Source organism: Streptomyces sp. NBC_00637 (assembly GCF_045161545.1).
Lineage (GTDB): Bacteria > Actinomycetota > Actinomycetes > Streptomycetales > Streptomycetaceae > Streptomyces.
This window is the reverse complement of sequence record NZ_CP109046.1, coordinates 4,420,729-4,440,508: the sequence shown is the minus strand read 5'-3', so window position 1 is coordinate 4,440,508 and position 19,780 is coordinate 4,420,729. Positions and strand designations below refer to the sequence as shown.

General features: G+C 69.3%; 17 protein-coding genes, 1 tRNA gene and 1 other RNA gene. 10 read left to right on the top strand and 9 right to left on the bottom strand.

Annotated features, from left to right (window positions below; all coding sequences use genetic code 11):
- Nucleotides 1-120: 120 nt before the first annotated feature.
- Nucleotides 121-2,532: a DNA polymerase III subunit gamma and tau gene (locus OG440_RS19475; protein ID WP_406008086.1), complete on the bottom strand. Its 2,412-nt coding sequence runs from the start codon at nt 2,530-2,532 to the stop codon at nt 121-123.
- Nucleotides 2,533-2,610: 78 nt separating this feature from the next.
- An RNA gene (ffs, locus tag OG440_RS19470) (signal recognition particle sRNA small type) lies at nt 2,611-2,709 on the bottom strand.
- 71 nt (nt 2,710-2,780) lie between these two features.
- Here ffs and OG440_RS19465 point away from each other — a divergent pair.
- From OG440_RS19465 to OG440_RS19450, 4 genes are all read left to right on the top strand, one after another.
- Nucleotides 2,781-2,868, top strand: a tRNA-Ser gene (locus tag OG440_RS19465).
- Between the two features lie 174 nt (nt 2,869-3,042).
- Complete coding sequence (locus OG440_RS19460; protein ID WP_406008085.1) at nt 3,043-4,527, top strand: HNH endonuclease; 1,485 nt, start codon at nt 3,043-3,045, stop codon at nt 4,525-4,527.
- 90 nt (nt 4,528-4,617) lie between these two features.
- Entirely contained in the window at nt 4,618-6,294 is a 1,677-nt protein-coding gene (locus tag OG440_RS19455) for an Eco57I restriction-modification methylase domain-containing protein (protein ID WP_406008084.1), read from the top strand.
- A gap of 13 nt (nt 6,295-6,307) precedes the next feature.
- Nucleotides 6,308-7,033: a PaeR7I family type II restriction endonuclease gene (locus OG440_RS19450; protein ID WP_334537299.1), complete on the top strand. Its 726-nt coding sequence runs from the start codon at nt 6,308-6,310 to the stop codon at nt 7,031-7,033.
- A gap of 122 nt (nt 7,034-7,155) precedes the next feature.
- Here the strand turns inward: OG440_RS19450 and OG440_RS19445 are convergent, their stop codons facing one another.
- From OG440_RS19445 to OG440_RS19435, 3 genes are all read right to left on the bottom strand, one after another.
- Entirely contained in the window at nt 7,156-8,922 is a 1,767-nt protein-coding gene (locus OG440_RS19445; RefSeq protein WP_406008083.1) for a tyrosine-type recombinase/integrase, read from the bottom strand.
- Nucleotides 8,923-8,932: 10 nt separating this feature from the next.
- Entirely contained in the window at nt 8,933-9,232 is a 300-nt protein-coding gene (locus OG440_RS19440) for a helix-turn-helix domain-containing protein (RefSeq protein WP_406008082.1), read from the bottom strand.
- Nucleotides 9,233-9,355: 123 nt separating this feature from the next.
- A complete protein-coding gene (locus tag OG440_RS19435; protein ID WP_381302029.1) occupies nt 9,356-9,880 on the bottom strand; it encodes a helix-turn-helix domain-containing protein in 525 nt (174 codons plus the stop codon).
- Nucleotides 9,881-10,210: 330 nt separating this feature from the next.
- Here OG440_RS19435 and OG440_RS19430 point away from each other — a divergent pair, with 330 nt between their 5' ends.
- From OG440_RS19430 to OG440_RS19415, 4 genes are all read left to right on the top strand, one after another.
- Entirely contained in the window at nt 10,211-11,746 is a 1,536-nt protein-coding gene (locus OG440_RS19430; protein ID WP_406008081.1) for a DnaB-like helicase N-terminal domain-containing protein, read from the top strand.
- Nucleotides 11,747-12,128: 382 nt separating this feature from the next.
- Entirely contained in the window at nt 12,129-13,082 is a 954-nt protein-coding gene (locus tag OG440_RS19425; protein WP_406008080.1) for a DUF2637 domain-containing protein, read from the top strand.
- 263 nt (nt 13,083-13,345) lie between these two features.
- Nucleotides 13,346-13,846, top strand: a complete 501-nt coding sequence (locus OG440_RS19420; protein WP_406008079.1) for a plasmid mobilization protein — start codon at nt 13,346-13,348, stop codon at nt 13,844-13,846.
- Nucleotides 13,843-15,567, top strand: a complete 1,725-nt coding sequence (locus tag OG440_RS19415) for a relaxase/mobilization nuclease domain-containing protein (protein WP_406008078.1) — start codon at nt 13,843-13,845, stop codon at nt 15,565-15,567. Before OG440_RS19420 ends, OG440_RS19415 begins: the two co-directional genes overlap by 4 nt.
- A gap of 117 nt (nt 15,568-15,684) precedes the next feature.
- Here the strand turns inward: OG440_RS19415 and OG440_RS19410 are convergent, their stop codons facing one another.
- Genes OG440_RS19410 through OG440_RS19395 form a run of 4 tightly spaced genes read right to left on the bottom strand, consistent with a single transcriptional unit; the run spans nt 15,685 to nt 18,367 of the window.
- Nucleotides 15,685-17,157, bottom strand: a complete 1,473-nt coding sequence (locus OG440_RS19410; RefSeq protein ID WP_406008077.1) for a ThiF family adenylyltransferase — start codon at nt 17,155-17,157, stop codon at nt 15,685-15,687.
- A complete protein-coding gene (locus OG440_RS19405; protein WP_406008076.1) occupies nt 17,147-17,647 on the bottom strand; it encodes a hypothetical protein in 501 nt (166 codons plus the stop codon). Before OG440_RS19405 ends, OG440_RS19410 begins: the two co-directional genes overlap by 11 nt.
- The gene (locus OG440_RS19400; protein ID WP_406008075.1) at nt 17,644-18,087 is read right to left on the bottom strand and encodes a hypothetical protein; all 444 of its coding nucleotides are present in this window, start codon (nt 18,085-18,087) and stop codon (nt 17,644-17,646) included. Before OG440_RS19400 ends, OG440_RS19405 begins: the two co-directional genes overlap by 4 nt.
- A gap of 16 nt (nt 18,088-18,103) precedes the next feature.
- Nucleotides 18,104-18,367: a hypothetical protein gene (locus OG440_RS19395; protein WP_406008074.1), complete on the bottom strand. Its 264-nt coding sequence runs from the start codon at nt 18,365-18,367 to the stop codon at nt 18,104-18,106.
- A gap of 137 nt (nt 18,368-18,504) precedes the next feature.
- Between OG440_RS19395 and OG440_RS19390 the strand changes: the two genes are divergently transcribed.
- Complete coding sequence (locus OG440_RS19390) at nt 18,505-19,038, top strand: helix-turn-helix domain-containing protein (RefSeq protein ID WP_406008073.1); 534 nt, start codon at nt 18,505-18,507, stop codon at nt 19,036-19,038.
- Complete coding sequence (locus OG440_RS19385; RefSeq protein ID WP_406008072.1) at nt 19,035-19,586, top strand: ImmA/IrrE family metallo-endopeptidase; 552 nt, start codon at nt 19,035-19,037, stop codon at nt 19,584-19,586. The genes OG440_RS19390 and OG440_RS19385 overlap by 4 nt, the downstream gene beginning before the upstream one ends.
- Nucleotides 19,587-19,780 lie beyond the last annotated feature (194 nt).

The window sequence follows — 19,780 nt, the reverse complement described above, 5'->3', positions numbered from 1 at the left end:
GGGGGCGTTCTGTGCGGGCTTCCGAAAGCCGGGGGGTGCCGCCCTTGTGCGTTCCTCCAAGCGACAGGCGCCGGGAAGGGCCGGAGTCGGGGGCGCGTCCGGGTCTCGCCCTACCGGCCCCTACTCGTTGGTGAACTCCTCCACGACCGTCGCTCCGAGCTCGCGCACGATCAGCTCGTAGCCGGAGAGGGCCGACTCGTTGAGGTCGGGGTCGTCGTCCTCGGGGGTGTCGTCCTCGGGGGCCACCGGCTCCGGGGCGGACGGACGGGACGGTGCCGGGGCGGGGGCCGGATAGGCGGCGCCCGCCGCCGGTCTCGACGGCGACGCGTGCTGGGCCGGGGCGGCGGGACCCGCCGGCGCCTGGGTCGGGGCCGTGCCCGAAGGGGCCGTCGACCCGCCGCCACCGCCGTAGCCACCGGGGCCGGTGTGACCCCCGGGGCCGCCGTAGCCGCCGGCCGCACCGCCGCCTCCGCCGCCTCCGCCGCCGAAGCCGCCGGTCGGCGGGGGCCCCGAGCCGCCGGACGGGTCGACGACCGCGTCGATCTTCCACTGGACGCTGAACTGCTCGGCCAGCGCCTGCCGCAGCACGTCCTCGCTGCCGCTGCTCGTGAAGTTGTCGCGGGCGCCGGCGTTGACGAAGCCGAGCTGGAGGGTCGTGCCGTCGAAGCCCGCCACATGGGCGTTCTGGCTGAGCAGGATCCAGGTGAAGCGACGGCGGTTCTTGACCGCCTCCAGGATGTTCGGCCAGAGCATGCGGGGGTCGGGGCCGCCGGAGGGGGGCGCGTACGCGCCGGACACGGGAGCGGGGGCGGGAGCGGCTGCCGGAGCCGAGGCGGGGGCCGGGGAACCGGTCGGGGCGGCGGCCGCGGAAGCGGGGGGCGGAGTCGCCGGAGGGCGCCCGCCGCCGCCCGCGGGAGCGGCCGTGGGCCAGCCGCCGGGACGGCGCCCGCTGCCCGCCGCGGTGGCGGTGGGCCAGGCGCCGGGGGCGGACGGGGCAGGAGCCTGGGGGCTCGCGGCCGGCGCCTCCTCCACCGGCGGCGCGGAGGCCGCCACGGGGGCGGGAGCGGGAGCCTGCGGGTGGGCCGGTGCGCTCGCGGGCGGGGCGGCCGGAGGCTGGGCGAACGCGGGCTCGGCCGGCGCGGGCGCGGCCGGCCGGCCGGGCGCCTGACCCGGCGCCTGACCGGGACCCGGGCCCCGGACCGCGGCGCGGGCGGCCGCCGCCCCGCTCCCGGACGGGATCGGCGCGCCTCCGGCCGGAACGCCCCCGGTCGGGGCGGCCCCGCCGTGCGCCTCCGGACCGGGCACGTAACCCATCGTCAGCATCGCGGGCGCGCCGTGCGCCGCCGCCTGCGGGGCGCCGCCCGCCGAGAGGTTCACGCCGCGCTCGATGCGGTCGAGACGGGCCATGACCGAGCGTTCGTCGCCGTAGGCGGCGGGCAGCATCACGCGCGCGCAGATCAGCTCGAGCTGGAGCCGGGGCGAGGTGGCGCCCCGCATCTCGGTGAGCCCCTCGTTGACGAGGTCGGCGGCGCGGCTCAGCTCCGCGGCGCCGAAGACGCCGGCCTGGGCCTGCATGCGCTCGATCACGTCGGCGGGGGCGTCGATCAGCCCCTTGTCCGCGGCGTCCGGGACGGCGGCGAGGATGACGAGGTCCCGCAGCCGCTCCAGCAGGTCGGCGACGAAGCGGCGGGGGTCGTTGCCGCCCTCGATGATCCGGTCGACCACCTCGAAGGCGGCGGCGCCGTCACCGGTGGCGAAGGCCTCGACGACGGAGTCGAGCAGCGAACCCTCCGTGTACCCGAGCAGGGAGGTGGCCATGGCGTACGTCACACCCGCGTCGCTCGCGCCGGCGAGCAGCTGGTCCATGACGGACATGGAGTCACGTACGGAACCCGCGCCGGAGCGCACGACGAGCGGCAGCACACCCTCCTCGACGGGGATGGCCTCCTGCCCGCAGACCTCGGCGAGGTAGTCCCGCAGGGTCCCCGGCGGCACGAGCCGGAACGGGTAGTGGTGGGTACGCGAGCGGATGGTCCCGATGACCTTCTCCGGCTCGGTGGTCGCGAAGATGAACTTCAGATGCTCCGGCGGCTCCTCGACGACCTTGAGGAGTGCGTTGAAACCTGCCGACGTGACCATGTGGGCCTCGTCGATGATGTAGATCTTGTAGCGGCTGCGGGCGGGCCCGAAGAAAGCCTTCTCGCGCAGGTCACGGGCGTCGTCCACACCACCGTGCGAAGCCGCGTCGATCTCGATGACGTCGATGGACCCCGGGCCGTTCCTGGCGAGGTCCTTGCAGGACTCGCACTCCCCGCACGGGGTGGGAGTGGGCCCCTGCTCGCAGTTCAGGCACCTGGCCAGGATCCGCGCGCTGGTCGTCTTCCCGCAGCCGCGCGGCCCGCTGAACAGGTACGCGTGATTGACCCGGTTGTTCCGTAGCGCCTGCTGCAACGGGCCGGTGACATGCTCCTGCCCGATGACCTCGGCGAACGACTCGGGGCGATAGCGGCGGTACAGCGCGAGAGACGACACGCATACGAGGTTATAGGCGACCGCTGACATCGGGTCCCCGCGCGGACCGGCCCCGGATCCGCCCCGGATCCACCCGGGAACGCAAGCGCCCCCCACGCACCCGCCAGAGCCGACCTACCCTTGCTGCCTTCCGGCCCTGGGGGAGTTCAGTCAGATAGCGCCGCGTGAGGGGCTGCGCACAGGCTACAGGATCTGAGCGGGGGGAACGAGTTCGCGAGCACTCCTCAACGTCTTGTATTGTTTGCCGCGGAGGATTCGCCTAGTGGCCTAGGGCGCACGCTTGGAAAGCGTGTTGGGGGCAACCCCTCACGAGTTCGAATCTCGTATCCTCCGCCAGTGCCTCACCGGGCACGATGTCGAAGGGCCCCACCGTTCGCGGTGGGGCCCTTCGTCGTGCGTGGTTGCAGTTTTGGTTGCAGTTCCGATGATCCGAGCGCCGACCGCAAGAGATCATGCTCCGGAGCAGCCGGCCCGACCGGGAGGCGCAGACAGCCGCACGAGGAGAAGGCGATGCCCGCTGACGGAGTCACCCTGCACGGTCCCCTCGGAGAGTTCGCACGTGAGCTGAGCCCGTCAGACGATCTGCACGCCGAGGAGATCTACGCCGCAGCCCTCTCTGTGTGGTCGACCGCGATCGCACCCACCGTGAAGGTTCAGTCGTACCTTCCAGGGTTGCGACCGCCTCTGGTGTGGACCGCCTTTGTGGGGGACAGCTGGAACCCGCCTCAAGGCCCTGAATTGTCTGTGGTTCGTGCACTGCGGCTGCGGGAGAACTTCACCTCAGTTGCAGGTCGCGACCCGGTCACCAGCGTGGCGCACCTCTTCGCGGCAGTGGACTCAGCACGCCGGTATCCATCCAGGCACACTTCCGCCTTGCGTAGCACGTTGCTGAACAGTTCACCGTTCCGCTGGACCCGGGAAGGGAAGCCCCAACTCCAGAGTGAGCTCAACCACGCCCTGCGTCAGGCTTGGGACGGCAGCAACTTCTTGAGGGCTGGCACGAAGAAGCGGACGCCCGTCCAGAGAGAACAGGACCGCATACCTCCCATGGTGGGGGCCCTCTGGAGCGTCGACGAGGGGGCCTGGAACCAGCGGCCCTACTCGCCCGGAGACGACGCCTTCTACTCCCGCTTCCTTCCGCTCAAACTCCGCGGTCGCCCTCGTGCCGGCCGTCCGGTACTGGCTGGACCGCCTACTGCATTGGTCGACGCGTACGGCTGGGCGGTCGGTGGTCAACGCCAAGTGCAACTGAGTGACGCCGCTGCGGAGAAGTGGGGTGCGGTCAGATCTCTGGAGTCAGATCTGTCTGACACCCTCGACGAGGAGCAGGCCGCCTTCACACTCCGTGTGGGTGAACACACTCTTCGCATTGCGGCTGGGCTCGCCGTCGCGGAAATGTCAGACATCATCCACGCCGACTTGATCGAAGCCGCCTGGTCTCTCGTGCGACGCTCCATTCTTGACGCCTCGGACCTCTCCAAAGCGGGCACCAGCCAGTTTGAGGAGCCCATAGCTAAGGTCGGCATCGCCATGCGGGCCGCTGCAAGCTTGGACAGCGCTCCAGTGACATCGCCTTGGCATACCGAGGAACCCATCGCCGACTTGCCCGATGCACCGGTTCAGCGAAGAACGTCCGTCGTCCAGACTCAAGATCGCGATACCCGCGTCACCCGGCAGGTCAAGGACTGGTACGACGACACCTGCCAGTTCTGCGGCACCATCCTCGAACTGCCAATGCCTCCGTACGCATACAGCGAGGCAGCGCACATCCAGGCTCTCGGGGCTCCGCACAACGGTCCCGACCGGATCGAGAACGTCCTCTGCCTGTGTCCGAATTGCCACATCCTCTTTGACAGAGGTGCTCGGTTCCTCACGGACGATCTTCGAGTCATCAACGCCGTGACAGGCGAAAGCATCGGCGCCTTGACTATCCAGTCACAGCACCGCATCCGACTCTCCTACGTCCAGCAACACCGATCTCGTTGGAAGCTTTGACAGCGGCTCGGTCGAGGATGGTTCGACCCCACCACCACTCATTAGGGCACATCGACTCCGACCGGAATTGTCCCTAGTAGGGTCTTGGACGTGGCCACTCCTCTGTTCCCTGACACCGATCTCCACGGTCTCCCTGCTCTTCCCGCGGAAGCCGTGGAGCACGGCGAGGTCTTCACGCGACGCTGGGTGGTCGACCTGATCCTCGACCTTCTCGGCTACACGGCCGACAAGGATCTCTGCGACGTAAAGCTCGTCGAGCCGGCCTGCGGCTCGGGTGCATTCCTGGTGGCTGTGGCATCGCGAATCAGTGCCTCCTGCCGTGCACACAATCGACCGATCACAGACGCGCTCGCGGCGGTTCGTGCTCTGGACCTGCTGGAGCGCAACGTGAAGCAGAGCCGTGCGGTCATCGAGAAGCAGCTGGTGGATGAGGGATGGCAGGCCGAGGAAGCTCAGCGGGTGGCAGCAGCATGGGTCGAAGAAGGCGACTACCTACTGCAGTCCGACGCCGATCACCGTGCCGACTACGTGGTGGGCAACCCTCCGTACATTCGCCTTGAAGACGTCCCCGACCATCGGATGGCCGCCTATCGCAGCGCCTGTCCCACGATGGGCGGCCGAGCAGACATTTACGTCGGCTTCTATGAGATCGCGCTGCACAGCCTCAAGCCCGGAGGCCGGCTGGGTTTCATCTGCGCGGACCGCTGGATGCGGAACCAGTACGGCAGTCGGCTCCGGCAGCTGGTGAAGCGTCGCTTCAGCATGGATCTGGCACTCGTCATGCACGACGTGGACGCCTTCGATGATCAAGTTTCGGCCTATCCGGCGATCACGATCATCTCGAACCGTTCCCAAGGCGAGGCGGTTGCAGCGGACACCACCCGCGCGTTCGGCAGCACCCAGGCCCACGACTTCGCCGACTGGTACACGAAGGGCACGTCGGAGTCGATCACTACCCCGGCCTTCCAGGCCGCGCGTATGCCGCACTGGTTCCCGGACGAGGACTCGTGGCCGGCCGCGTCACCAGCCAGGCTGGCAGTCCTGGAGGAGCTGACCGAACGTTTCCGGCTGCTGGAGGACGACAAGACCGGCACACGCGTCGGCATCGGCATCGCCACCGGCGCCGACAAGGTCTTCCTCACGGACGACGACACCCTCGTCGAACGTGACCGGCTGTTGCCGATGGCCATGGTCCGTGACACCACCAGCGGCACTCTGAACTGGCACGGCACCTACTTGGTCAACCCGTGGACTGCCGAAGGCGACCTCGTAGACCTCACCGCACACCCCCGGCTCTTCAAGTACTTCGAAGAGCACGGTGCCGCCCTGCGTAAGCGCTACATCGCGGTCAAGCAGCCCCAACGCTGGTACAAGACGATCGACAAGGTCGACCACCGTCTGACCGAGCGCCCCAAGCTGCTGTTTCCGGACATGAAGCTGACGATCCATCCGGTCCTCGATGAAGGCGGCCTGTACCCTCACCACAACCTGTACTTCATCGTCTCGGACGTCTGGGACATGCGCGTACTCGGTGGTCTGCTGCTCTCCAAGGTCGCGGAAGCGTTCGTGGAGGCGTACGCGGTCAAGATGCGAGGGGGGACTCTCCGGTTCCAGGCGCAGTACCTCCGCAAGATCCGCGTGCCCGACCCCGCAGCGATCAGCGAGAGCGACCGGGTTGCCCTTGCAGAGGCTTTCGACAAGCGCGACGTGAAGGCCGCCACGGAGGCCGCGCTTCGCGTCTACGGACTCGCCGAGCTGCCTGACTAGGGAGGGACGGATCTTGACGGTCACCCGCCAAGACTTCGAAGACGCCATTGCGGCCTACTGGGGTGCGAAACAGCTCCAGAACGAGCAGTCCGCGATCAAAGCCGCGGTTGGCGCCGGCACAGCCGGATCGGTACGCGGTGGCAAGCACTTCGATGTGATCGCGACCCTCTTGGCGAAGTTCTTCCTGGATGCAGGCTTCCCGCCTGAGAGCATCCGCGTCAGCAAGTCCCAGGGCCTGGAGCTGCCCGGCTACTACCGGCCGCAGAAACAGTGGGACCTCGTAGTCGTTCACCAGGGCGTACTCGTCGCGGCCTTCGAGATGAAGGCGCTCGGAGGGCCGTCCTTCGGCAACAACTACAACAACCGGGTAGAGGAAGCACTCGGCAGCGCGGTGGACCTCCGCCGCGCAGCGCTCGCCGAGTTGTACCCGAAGGAGAAGCCCTGGCTCGGCTACTTCTTCATAATGCAGGACGGCGAAGGCTCCCGGCGGCCGGTCAAGACCGCGAAGGGCGCCCTGCCCTCCGACGAGATCTGGCACGGCACCTCGTACCAGGATCGGTTCGGGATCTTCTGCGAGCGCCTCATGGCCGAACAGCTCTACGACGCCGCGTGCTACGTCACGTCCTCGGCCGAGAACCCCAAGCCCATCGAGCTGGTGGAAAGCCTTGACTGGCGGCACTTCTCAGCGGCGATAAACGCCCGTCTCACCTACCTGAAGGACCTTGGCATTCCTGGCTAGGACATCAGCCTCGGCGATCGGCGGAACACCGCCTGCTACAGGCAGTCGACTCATGCGTGGAGGGGCCTCGACCCGATCGGTCGAGGCCCCGCTCTGCCGTCCCCCTCAGGACTCGGTGGACATCAGCCCTGTGTATCGCCGTACTTGCCGGGGTTCTTCGCGCGATCCACAGCCTGTGCACAAGCCTCGGCGTAGGCCGTAGAGACGGCGTCCGCGTCCGTGCCTCGCACCTGGGCCTCGACCTCCTGACCGGGACGGCGGGTGGTGTGCCAGCGGACCGGTAGGTCCGTGTAGAGGTCGGTCTCGAACTCCCAGGCCATCACGGACCATTGGGCATCGCGGCCGATGTTGAGCCGGTCGCCGCCGGACAAGTACACCGCGTGGGCGTGGTGGACGATCCGGCGGTCGGGCATCTTGTCGCGGATGGCCCGCGCGCCGCCGGGGCCCTTGTCCTCCCACTTCTCCCGGTCCCATTCCTCCACCTCTGCCGCATGGTTGGGATGGTCAGCGCCCCACTGCACGGCCATCACGTCCGCGTGCTCGCGGTGCAGGAACGGGATGAGGCGTTCGCCGAGTCGGGCGACGTACACCGTCGGGTCCGCTGGGACGGGGGCCGGGCTCGGGCCGGGCTCGGGGCTTCCGGAGGCCGATGCGGGCGTAGAGGTCGTCGGCCCCCACAGCAGGGCGCCGACCTTCGCGGCGGTCTGCTGGAGCACAGTGCCGGTGAGGTGCTGGTAGCGGCGGCGCATCCGGGCGGACTTGCCGGGCTCCCAGCCCATGATGCGGTCGACGACCGCCTCGGGGACACCGAGGATCAGCAGCACGGTAGCGGCGGTGTGGCGGGCGTCGTGGAGTCGCCCCTCGCGGACGCCGGCGGCCTTCAACAGGTCCTTCCACCTGTGGTGGTCGGTGTTGGGGTTGAGCGGCTCGCCGGTCGGCGACGTGAACACGTACCCCTTCTCCACCCACAGGTCACGGGCTAGGGTCCGCTCGCGGTCCTGCTCCTCCTTGTGCCGTCGCAGCAGGGTCAGCAGTTGCTCCGGTACGCCGATCGAGCGCTTGCCGGCGCGGGTCTTGGTGTCCTTCGTCTCGCGCCGGGTGTTGATCTTCTGGGGGCAGTAACCGGGCTTGCGGCCGCACTTGTTGCCACAGCCGTGGTTGTAGCGAGGCCGCAGGCGGCCCCGGCGTACGACGAGCACCCCTTCCTCGAAGTGCACGTCCTCCCATTTCAGACCGAGGGCCTCGCCCTGGCGCAGGCCGAGCGCGAGCGCGATGACCCAGCGAGCGTGGTTGCGGTACTTGCCCGCTTCGAGGAGGAGGCGCTGGATCTCCTCAAGGGTGTACGGCTCGACCTCCTCCTCTTCGACCTTGGGGGCCTTGGCAACGGAAGCCGGGTTGATGGTGAGATGGCGGCGGCGTACGGCCTCGTTGAGCGCCGTCTTGACCGTGCGGTGCGCCTGGTGAGCGGTTCCGGCAGCGCTGCCGTTCGCCTGCATCTTCCGGTAGAGACGCTCCAGGTGCTCGGGCTCCATCTTCTCCAGGCGGTGGGCGCCCAGGCCGGGTATGAGGTGGTGGTAGACCGCCACGCGGTAGCCGTCGATGGTGTTCTCGCCGACGTTGGGCGCGGCGATGTTCTCCACCCAGTGGGTCAGCCACGTCTCGACCGTCCAGGTCTGGCCGACCTTGCGGACGCCCGTGGAGTCGCGCTGCTTCTCCAGGTCGCGTACGGCCTTGGTGATCTCGGGGCGGGTCTTGCGGCTGACGTGGCGGCGATCCGGACTGCCGTCGTCCTTGACGCCGACACTGACGTAGCCGTGCCAGCGGCCGTCCTTGCCGAGGAAGATGGTGGAGGCACCGTTGGGCTGGCGGGACTTCGGGGACTTGGTCATTCCGCCCCCTTCAGGCCGCGGTCGTGTAATCCGCCGAGTCCGGGCGCCTGGCTAGGAAGTCGTTCAGCGCCTCGGCAGGTATGCGGCGCAGCCGGCCGATCTTCACGGAGGAGATCTCGCCGGAGGAGACGTACTCGTACAGCTTGGTGCGGCCGATGCCTATCCGCCGTGCGGCTTCGGCGACGGTGAGGCCGACGAGGGTGGCATCGCCGTGGGAGGCGTCGCGCTGGTTCATCAGAGCGCGCAGCTCAGTCTCGGAGACGCCGAGGAGCTGGGCGATCTGGGTGATGGGCACGGCGTTTTCGGGCAAGGAGAAGTCCGTTTCCTGGCAGGCGATGGGGCGGCAACCCCGGCCTGGCCGGTTGATCTCGGGATGTGTGCGGTGGGTTCCGCGCCTGGGGGTTTGCGGGGCCCAGGTCGGGCGGCGGAGGCGCTACGCGTCGGGAGCGGAGTCCGCGTGCTCAGGGTCGGATTGCGTGTCGGGCGGGGGCCCGTAGATCTCCGCGTTCATCTTCATGAGGCTTTCGGCGATTGCATTGGAGACCATCGCTTCCGCCTCTTCGCGGATGTCGGGGTGTTCAGCGATGTAGGCGTCGAAGTCGTCACGAGCGCGGGTGAACACGTGCTGGGCGCGCTGGGTCTCCTGGTGGGCGGCGACGACCTTGTCGATGAGTTCCATGGCGCGGCCCTTCGCAGCGAGCTGCGGAGGGCCGGCAAGGTTTCGGAGGTCAACGCCGAAGATCTCGGCGAACCCGATCGCCTCATCGAGATTGATGCGTCGCTTGCGGTTCTCGATTCGCCAGACCGCGGACGGGTTCATTTCGAAGCCAGCCTCGTTCAGGCGGTCGGACAGAGCCGTCGTGCTCCAGCCGCGCCGCTCGCGTTCGAGCTTGATCCGTACAGCGGCGTTCTCCTCGCCGCTGAGCAAGATCCCCTCGGGGGTCTCGTCGTCTGCCATCCATCCCCTCCTTCCTGTCGCAGGGCGCCCCTGCGATATGCAGGGAGCTGAAACTGTACCACACGCTCTGCGCATGGCAGGGGATCAATGCGATACGCATAGGTAGTGATCATCGACACTCTCTGCACTAAGCAGAGATGTATTGCATTTCGCAGATCACGTGGCATCCTGGTAGTCCTGCCCAGACACCGACCGGAGACCCGAGACACAGAAAACCCCTCGGCGCGACACCGAGGGGTTCAAAGCGCAAACCTCTAAAACCGCCATCCCTAGCGATCAACCTGCCTGGCCGGGATTGCCGTCCCATATGGCCCGCAGGAGAGGAGCTTCATGTCCCAGGGTACGCCCCTGACTCCGCAGCCGCCATCCCCCGCCGTCTCCGCTGACGCCGAGCCGCCGACGGACATGCTCCACGCCCCGTTCAACATCGACGCCGAGCGTGCGGTCCTGGGCGCCTGCATGCACAGCGCCGACGTGATCGACACTGTCCGGTCCGTACTCGGCGACGCCGCCTTCTACCGGCCCGCGCACGAGACCATCTGGCGTGCCCTGCTCAGCCAGCACCGCGAGGACAAGCCGACCGACCCGATCGCCCTCACCGAGCTACTCGAAAGGCAGGGTGATCTGCATCGAGTCGGTGGCAACGCCTACGTGTTCCAGCTCGCCGACGTGCACTACGGCACCGGCGGCGCAGAGCATCACGCGGAGATCATCCGTGAGAAGGCCAATCTGCGCCGGCTGCTTGCCTCTGCGATACGCACTGTCCAGCGCGCCCAGGAGCCGGGCGCCGATCCCGAGGCGATACGCAGCGAGGTCGAGGCGGAGATGCGAGCCGAGCGTGAGCGGGCGCTGGCCTCGGGCCAGGGGCGCCTTAACCGCTTCGCCACGGACGGATGGTCCTTCGTCAAGGAGTCCGGCGCGGATGCCGAGCCTCTTTGGGGAACACGTGACAAGACCGTCTGGGCCCCCGGCGAAAGCCTGATGATCGTCGGCGCTCCGGGCGTCGGCAAGACCACCCTGGCCCACCAGGTGATCTTCGCCCGCCTCGGCCTGTCGGAGACGGTCCTGGAGATGCCGGTCGCGCCCAGCAGGCGGGTGCTCTACCTGGCCATGGACCGACCCAAGCAGATCGCCAAGGCCATGGCCCGCCGGGTCTTCGACACCGACGAAGCGATCCTTCGCGACCGACTCGTCGTCTGGGAAGGGCCACTGCCCGCCACCCTCGACAAGGAACCCGACCTCCTCGCCGACCTCGCCGCCGCACACCAGGCCGACACGATCGTGATCGACAGCCTCAAGGACGCCGTCAGCACGATGGTCGACGACAGCCTCGCCGTCGCCTTCCACAACGCCCGCATGCGCGCCCTGCGAGGCGGCGTGGAGATCCTGGAGCTGCACCACCAGCGAAAGGCCACCGCCGACGCACCGCGCGGCCAGCGCCCCAGCCTGGACCAGGTCTACGGCTCAACGTGGATCACCGCCGGCGCGGGCAGCGTCCTGTTCGTCACCGGCAGGGCAGGCGACCCTGCCGTCACCCTGCACCACCTCAAGACCCCCACCGGCGAGGTTGGCCCGCTGGACGTCACTCACGACCACAAGCGCGGCACCACCACGGTCGACCCGACCAAGGATCCCGCCGTCCTGCTGCGCAACGCCCCAGGCGGCCTGACCGCGCGCGACCTGGCGGCCATCCTGATCGGCGGCGGCGACCCAGAGCGCGCCGACGTCGAAAAGGCACGGCGCCACCTCGCCCGCCTCGTCGACAGCGGCCTGGCCACCAGGGCCGACGGCGCCGCCGGAGGAGCCGGAGGCGGGCAGCAGACCCGCTACTACGCCTCCGCACGCCACCTCACCGCCGTCGGCTGAACCCCCTGTCGGTCGGCGCGAAGCGATCACGCGACCGTACACGCGGCCCTCACGCGAACCCCCCACCGTGAACCGCTCACAGCGTCCACGCTCACCGCAAAACCGCAGGTCAATCGATCACGTGAGCGTCCACGCCGTACACGCGCCCAAGCGATCACGCGCGGGGCCCCCTTTAGAAGGGGGCCCGCGTGAACGCCCCCTCCGTGAGCGCCCCTCACCCCTGCACCACAAGCCTCACTTCCCCGCCCTGGAGCCCGCCCTTGCACTCCCCTGCCCCGAGCGCCCCGGCTGCCATACGCGGCAGCCGCAGCATCCGCTCCGGCATCGCCCTGCTCCCGCCCGCCCCGACCACCGTGCACTCACACCCGCTGGGGGTCGTCGCGTGAACCGCCTGGGACGCATCACCCTCGTCGTCGGCCTGTTGGCCGTCGTCCTCATGGCCTTCCGGGTCTCGTGGAACGCGCTGTCCGACGTGGCCCGCGCCATCGGCGCCGACTCCACCGCAGCCCTGCTCTACCCGATCGTTGTCGACGGGCTGATGGCCCTCGCGCTGGTCGCCACGCTTGTGCTGACCGGTACTGACCGGACGTTCGCGCTGCGGGTCCTGGCGACCTACACGATCGCCAGCCTCCTCCTGAACTACGTGCACGGCCTCATTCCGGCCCTGCACACCACGTCGATCCAGTGGGGCCGACTGGCCGACTGGGCCCCTGCGAACTGGGCTCTCGTACTGCTGGCGACCTCGCTCCCGGTCGGGTCGATCTACTTCGGGTCGGACCTCGTGGCGAAGGTGCTGCACCACAACCCCGAGTCGGCCGGCTCTGCCGAAGCAGCCTGTGCCGAGTCGGGGGGTCAGCAAGCTGACGAGCAGGCGACACGGTCGAGGTCTGACCAGGCCGCATCGGCCCCCAAGCAGCTGACCGAGTCGCCCTCCGTGAAGGTCGCCGAGGCGCCCGAGACGAGGCCGACTGTGGCCGGCGGGTCGGTCACCGCCCCCCGACCGCCCCGGTCTGCCGCTGCGGCGGCGTCGACCGGAGCCGCCCCGCGTCGGGCGACCGGTCGGGTCCCCGCCACCGCCAAGTCGACCGCCGACCGCACCCGCACCGATGCCGAAGTCCTCGATGAGGCCCGGCGCCTGACCGCCGACTGGAGCGACGACCGGCTAAGCGCCGAGCGTCTGCGCAGCGCACTACGGATCGGGCAGAACCGCGCCCGTGCCCTGCGCGACCAACTACAGGCCGAGCGCACTGGCCAGGCCGAGCCTCTCCACGGACTCGACGAAGCCACCTCGCAGCGGCAGAGGGAGCTCGACACAGCCCCCGTCGGCACCGCCTGACCTGCCGCAAACGCACCGATCGCCTCACCCCTCCAGATCCCCCGTGCCCCGCGCAGAACAGCGCACAGGGCAAGGGGGCCGCGCGCAGCGAAGCACCCGGCACCAGCACCCCAACGGAGAACGGATCCATGCACGACCCGCACCACGGAACCCCCGACGCCCAGCAGGCATCAACAACCACTCCAGCCCCAGACAGCACAGCAAGTTGGAGGTTCGGACACTCCCCCGCAGGGGGAGCGCCCGAACCCGACCCCGCCCCGGGGGTGGCGGGGCCCACCCGGCGCCAGGGGGCGCCGGCCGGGGAGGCTGCGACCGAGGGCGGATCGCAGCCAGGAAAGGCCGGCCATACACGCCGGACCAAGATCAAGGGGAAGGCGCGTCTGCGCGAGAAGAAGCAGCGTCCCGCTCACAGCGTCCGCCTCAGCGATCACGAGCACGCCCTCATCCAGACCGGCGCCGATGCCGTCGGCATGAGTGTGGCCGGCTTCCTCGCGCACTCCGCGCTGGCCGCCGCCCGCGACCAGTCCCGCACCGCCGTCACCATTGCCACCGAACGCGATGTGCTCACCGAGCTGTTCGCCATGCGCCGGCAGCTCGGCTGGGCCGGCAGCAACCTCAACCAGGTGGCCAAGGCGCTCAACTCCGGCGGCGAAGTGCCCTATCTCAAGGAGGTACTCACCGACGTCCACCGCGCGGCCAATGCTGCGAAGAAGGCCGTCGACCGGGTCGCCAACCGCCAGGAGCAGGAGGGTGAGGCCGCTTGATCCCCAGCATCCACGGGCAGGGCAGCAGCACCCTCGGCCTGCTCCACTACCTCTACGGCAAGGGCACCCACGAGGAGCACGTCGACCCGCACCTGGTCGCCTCCTTCGACCACCTGGCCCCTGACCCCGGCCGCGACCCCTCGGCCACGAAGAAGGACCTCGCTCACCTCCTCGACCAGCCCCTCCACCTCCTCGACCAAGACCAGCGACCCGAGAAGCACGTGTGGCACTGCTCGGTGCGCGCCGCCCCCGACGACCGGATCCTGGCCGACGACCAGTGGGCCGACATCGCCCGCCGCATCGTCGCGTCCACCGGCATCGACCCCGGCGACGGCGCCGGCTGCCGCTGGGCCGCCGTCCGCCACGCGGACGACCACATCCACATCATCGCCACCCTCGTCCGCGAAGACGGCCGCCGCCCTGACCACCACCGCTCCGGCAAACGCGCCCAGGCCGAAGCCCGCCTCATCGAAGCCGACTACGACCTCCACCGCGTCACCCCCGGCGACGGCACCGCGGCGAAGCGCACCACCAGCGCCGAGCGGCACAAGGCCGATCGCCTGGGCTGGGACCGCGCTGCGCGCGAGGAGCTGCGCGAGACCGTGCGCCGCGCGGTGGCCGGTGCCGCCTCCACGGACGAGTTCCTCGAACGACTCAAGGACGCCGGGCTGCTCGTACGCACCAAAGTGCTGCCCTCCGGCGACCTGAAGGGCTACACGGTCGCCTTGCCCGGTGACCGCAACGGGGAGAACGAGCCGATCTTCTACGCCGGTTCCACGCTCGCCCCGGACCTGTCCCTGCCCCGCATCCAGGCACGATTCACCACCGACTCCATCCCACCGGGGACCGCCGACAGCGAGCGGCCGGAACGCTCTACCGCGTCCTCGGCACCCGCAACGGCACGGCGCACCACCGCCCACGCGGCCTGGGCGGCAGTAACCCTCCTCGACCACAGCACCGATGACGGCGCGGCTGCCGCCCAGATCGCCGCCGCCGGCGAGGTCCTCGATGCCCTCGCCAAGACTTCGGCCCTCCACACCCGCGGCGAACTGCGGCAGGCGGCCTGGGAGTTCGAGCGGGCCTCCCGCTCCCACACCCGAGCCGAGTTCCGCCACGCGCAGGACCTGCGCCGTGCAGCCCGCGACCTGGTGTACAGCGGGCCCGCGTTCGGACGGGGTGAGGACGGAGCCGGCACCGCCATGGTCCTGGACACACTGGTCTTCCTCGCCATCGCGGCGGCCCACTGGCACGCCCAACGTCAGCACGCCCAGCAGGCCGAAGCCGCGCGCCGGGCCGCCGCGCACCTGCGGGCCGCCTACCAGCAGGCAGCCGCCGAACCCCTCGCCGTGCTGCGCGAGCGTGGCCGCTATAGCGCCCCGTCCCTGCGCCGCCACCACGCCACCACCCTGCGCGCCGCCCTGCCCGAACTAGCCGAGACCGTCCTGGCCGAGCCCGGCTGGGACGCCCTGGCCGCAACCCTCGCCGACGCCGAGCTCGTCGGCCACAATCCCCGCGCCCTGCTCGCCGAGGCCGCCGTCGGCCGGGAACTGGACACCGCCGATTCCGTCAGCGACGTTCTCGTCTGGCGTCTGCGCCGCACCGCGGATCTCCCGTTGTACGCCCCAGCCCAGGAAGCCACCCGGGTCAACCGCCCCAACGATCACATGTCTGCCTCGCGGACAATGCCGGTATCACCGGCATCGCGGGCACGGCGCCGTTGATCACGGCACGACGAACGCGTTGAGCGTGCCTGAAACAGATGACGGGCCCGACTGCACCATGGTCGGGCCCGTCACCACCTGCGCACTCCGCTCCTTGCTCCCACCTCCAGCCAGACGTCAACGTCGGGTTTGTCGGATGTGGTTGATGAGAGCGGCGTCCTTCTGGCAGACGCACCCAGGGGTGGGAAGCCGGTGATCGATCATCTGGTCGGGCCGGGGGCCGAAGCGGGTGTCGTACTCGATGCGTCGTGGAGGCCCGCTGACCAGGCCCGTGCTGCGTGCGATCCAGGCACCGACGACCAAGCAGGCGGCCTGCTGGGCTACGAACGCGGCCGAAGGACGGAACCCGTCGTTCGTTCTACCGGTCAGCTCAGCCGAGTTGATCAGCCCGCACACCGGTCGTCCGAGGAACTGCCCGACGAGCTCCCGCTGTTGATTGTCCAGGCATTCCAGGTCCCGTTCGGTCAACGGCTCCTGCCCGCGGGCGATTCGGGACAGCGGGAGCCCGGTCAGTTCATGCAGGCGTTGCTCCGCGCTCTTCACGGTGTGGTTGGCCTTGAAGTAGCAGCGCAGGCAGGGGCCGGTGGGCAGCGCCTCGTGCAGGGCGACAGTGGTGCCGACCGGGCCGCCGGTGCTGCCGTCCAGGGTGAGATCGGCCTGCAGCCGCTGCAGGTCGTGCCGGGCCTCGACGCTGTCCAGTCCCCCGAGGACGATCCGGGGCCACGGCAGGGTGCCCGCATCGACGGCCTCGATGGAAGCCTGGATCGTCCCGTGGAACGGGGTCACCTCGATCCGTCGTAGGCGTGCGTCGATCAACTGCACCTTCGGCAGGCCCGCAGTCGCGTCGGCCAGGGTGCCGATGCTGTATGAGGTGACGTTCGGTTTCTCGAAGACCTCCTTGTCCACCACCGTCAACTCGCCGGAGACCTGCAGCAGGTCCAGGACCAGGGCGATGCCAGTGCCGATCGCACCGCCCCCGCCCAGCAGCACCTGCTCCAGCGCAGGCAGCGGGGCGACGGCGATCCCAGGTTGCTCACCTGGGAGGACTGGGCAGAAGTCCACCACCGGGGTCTCCTGGAACTTCCCCTCCGGCAGCCCGGCAACGACCTTGAACGCCTCGCCGGCCAGCATCGCCGCAGTGAGGACCGCGCCCAGCCCGGTGCCGGGCGCGTTGAGCCGAGGGAAAGGATGACCGGTGTGCCGCAGACGGACCCCGTGTCCGTCCGGCGCACCGGCCACCGCAGTACCCAGCGGTGGTGCGGTTCCCACGTGCAGATGCAGAAGCGCCCTGCTCTGGGCCTCACCGATGCGAAGCGTCCGGTCCGGATCGATCCCGGCCGCCGTGTCCACCAGCCTGCGGATGAGTTCGTCGTCGAGCCGTCCCGGTCCGCGGCCGGGGTCCAGACTCAGCCGGACCGGCCACCGGCGCAGGTCCGCCACCAGTACTTCGAGAGTCTCCGCGGCCGCGGGCAGGCGCCCGTCCGCCGTCAGGTGGATCAGGATGCCCTCCATCCGCTCCCGCAGGGTGGTCTCTTCCACGCCGGCGGCCAGGCCGCCCAGGCGGACGCTGCGGCTGTAGTCAGTACTCACGGACACCCTCCTCGTCGAACATCACCGTGCGCGCCAGGGGCAGCGCCGGGTCGACCCGCGAAGCGGTGCAGGGCACCCAGTCCTGCTCGAAACGCCACCACCCCCACGACGCCGGGTCGGCGGGCGGCGCCGCGTAGGTCGGGACGACAGCACTGATGAACCCCGGCACCCGCAACGAGTACGCGCGGTCGGTCCGCGACAGGAAAGCCTGCTCGGGGTGCGAGTGGATCATCGCCCGCACCCGGTAGGACCGTTCCTCGGCAAAGGTGAACAGCCGGTCGTACGCGACCGCGCTCACCGTGAACAGACCCGGACCCCGCACGATCCCAGCCCTCCCGGCCACCGCCACGACCAGCACGCGCATGTCCGACTGCCCGGTCAGCAGCAGCGCTCCGGTCTCCTGGTCGGCCAGCCCGTGGCGCCGAATCTCCTGGAGCACCGGGTCGACCGCGCCGGCCGGCAGCACCAGCTTCCTCATGTCGGTGGTCATCCGGCACGCCTCCCGTCAATGCGATCGATGTCGTCCTGCACGTTCTCCACCACGTACAGGAAGGGATTGCCGGAGCTCCGCCAGGAGTGCGGCCCGCTGCTCCACTCAGGGTGGAGCCCCTGGCCTTCGGCGGTGAACGGCTTGCACACGTCGTTGGAGCCGTAGCGGTAGCCGTTCGCTTCCGGCCAGGCACTGGGCGCTCCGACTCCGGAGGCGCCGATCGACTCGACGAAGACGAGGGAGGGCGGCCGGTCCGGGTAGACCGTCCACTCGATCCGGGCGATGAACGCTGCGCGCTCACCGTTGTTCGGTTGCACCTCGGCCCAGAACAGGCCGTCGGGGTCCTGGTCGCGGTGGTGAAGGCGGCCGGCGGTCGAGGAGAGGAACTCCTCGACCGCCGGGACGTCGCCCGCCAGCCGCAGACGGCTCTCGAGATCCACGACTGACTCCCGGGCTCTAGCCGTTGGTTGTCTCGGTGCGCAGCTTCAGGTGGAGGGCCTTGGCGTGCCCGGCCAGCTCGCCCACCGTTGCCTCGGGCGGGACCTCGTGCCCGTCGTGGAACAGGTAGTAGCGGGTGGTGCCGTCGCTGGCGAAGCCGAAGGCGGTGAGGGTGTCGGACAGGATGCTCGTGGCGGTTGCCTGCGGGTCGTAGTCGTGCTGGTACGGGTGCTCGGCGAGGGCGGAGGTCACCGTGATCTTGATCTCGTGGGGCTGGGGCATACCGATCTCCTAAGTCGTTCGGGGGTGGTACAGGAACACTCTGCTGATTCAGCAAAGCGTCAGTGAGTCCAGTGTGATCACCTCGGGTCGATGCAGTCAAGCTTCATCGCCGTATTGCTGCGCGCTACGCTGCCCGTATGAGCCCCGACCGGAGCCAGCTCCCCCTCCCGGACCCCGAAACGCCAGGACCGGACGCTGTCGAACAGTTCGACATCGCCGAACTCGGACGCCTCCTGAAGGAACACCGCGGCCCCCTCTCTCTCCGGCAGGCCGCCGTCGAAGCCGGCGTCAGCTTCAGCACCCTCACCCGGGTCGAAGCCGGCGCCCAGCCCGACCTCGCCACCTTCACCCGCCTCTGCGCCTGGCTGCGCGTCTCCCCGAGCCGCTTCTTCACCCCGACCGCCACCCGCCAGACCTCACCACTCGACGAGGCCATCACCCACCTCCACGCAGACCCTCGGCTCACCGACGATGCGGCGAACAAGATCAGCTCTGTTCTGCGCGACCTCTACGACGCCCTCGCGAAGGAGGCGGTCCCCGCCGTACCCGCCCTTGCCTGCCACCTCCGGGCTGCCTCGGTGCTGCGTCCTGGCGTCCCCCAGCGGCTCGCCGACCTGCTCACCGACATGAACACCGAACTCGAACGACTCGTCGAAGCAGGCGAACTGTGACCCTCCCCCGAGGCTTCAAGGCCAACGCCGAACGCGAAGCCCTCCGACTTCGCCGCGAACTCGATCTCAGCGACACCGATGCCCTGAACGTCGACGACCTCGCCGACCACCTCAAGGTCAAGATTGTCAGCGCCGAGAAGCTCGTCAGCCACACACGCCTCGAAGAACTCGAACGAGTCCAGGCGTACGCCTTCTCCGCCGCGACCTTCCAGGTCTCCGGCAGGAACATCGTCGTCACCAACCCGCTCCGAACCCCGGGGCGCAGGGCCAGCGACGTGGCCCACGAGCTCTCCCACCTCGTCCTGGAGCATGACCTCACCGAGATCCGCGAAGTCAATGGCATGCCCTTCAGGACCTGCCGCCCCGACGAGGAAGAACAAGCCACTGCCTTTGGCGGAACACTCATGCTTCCCCGCCCCCTGCTGCTCGGCGCAGTCCGCCGCCAGTGGGGGCCGGCGCAGATCGCCGAGCACTACGGAGTGACCGAGGAGATGGCCCGGTACCGATACAACACCACTGGGGTGGCAAAACAGGTCCGAGGCCACTGACGGTGCCGGAGGTAGGCGCTGTCGGTCTGTCGCCTACCGCCGGGACGTTGGTGCTCGATTCCCCCACGCGCCCGCCGGTCTCAACAACTGCCGAGGCCAGCTTGGACGACGTACACGCTCGGGGGTGCGAGGACGAGCGCCCTTCGCCCGCTCCGCCGGAAGCGTCGCCCGCCAGCCTGCCCGGCTCACCCGTA

Bases quoted from the DNA above. Each gene is read 5' to 3' on its own strand.
- OG440_RS19460 (WP_406008085.1), top strand. From the start codon at position 3,043: ATGCCCGCTGACGGAGTCACCCTGCACGGTCCCCTCGGAGAGTTCGCA.
- OG440_RS19445 (WP_406008083.1), bottom strand. From the start codon at position 8,922: ATGACCAAGTCCCCGAAGTCCCGCCAGCCCAACGGTGCCTCCACCATC.
- OG440_RS19435 (WP_381302029.1), bottom strand. From the start codon at position 9,880: ATGGCAGACGACGAGACCCCCGAGGGGATCTTGCTCAGCGGCGAGGAG.
- OG440_RS19430 (WP_406008081.1), top strand. From the start codon at position 10,211: ATGTCCCAGGGTACGCCCCTGACTCCGCAGCCGCCATCCCCCGCCGTC.
- OG440_RS19405 (WP_406008076.1), bottom strand. From the start codon at position 17,647: ATGACCACCGACATGAGGAAGCTGGTGCTGCCGGCCGGCGCGGTCGAC.
- OG440_RS19395 (WP_406008074.1), bottom strand. From the start codon at position 18,367: ATGCCCCAGCCCCACGAGATCAAGATCACGGTGACCTCCGCCCTCGCC.
- OG440_RS19390 (WP_406008073.1), top strand. From the start codon at position 18,505: ATGAGCCCCGACCGGAGCCAGCTCCCCCTCCCGGACCCCGAAACGCCA.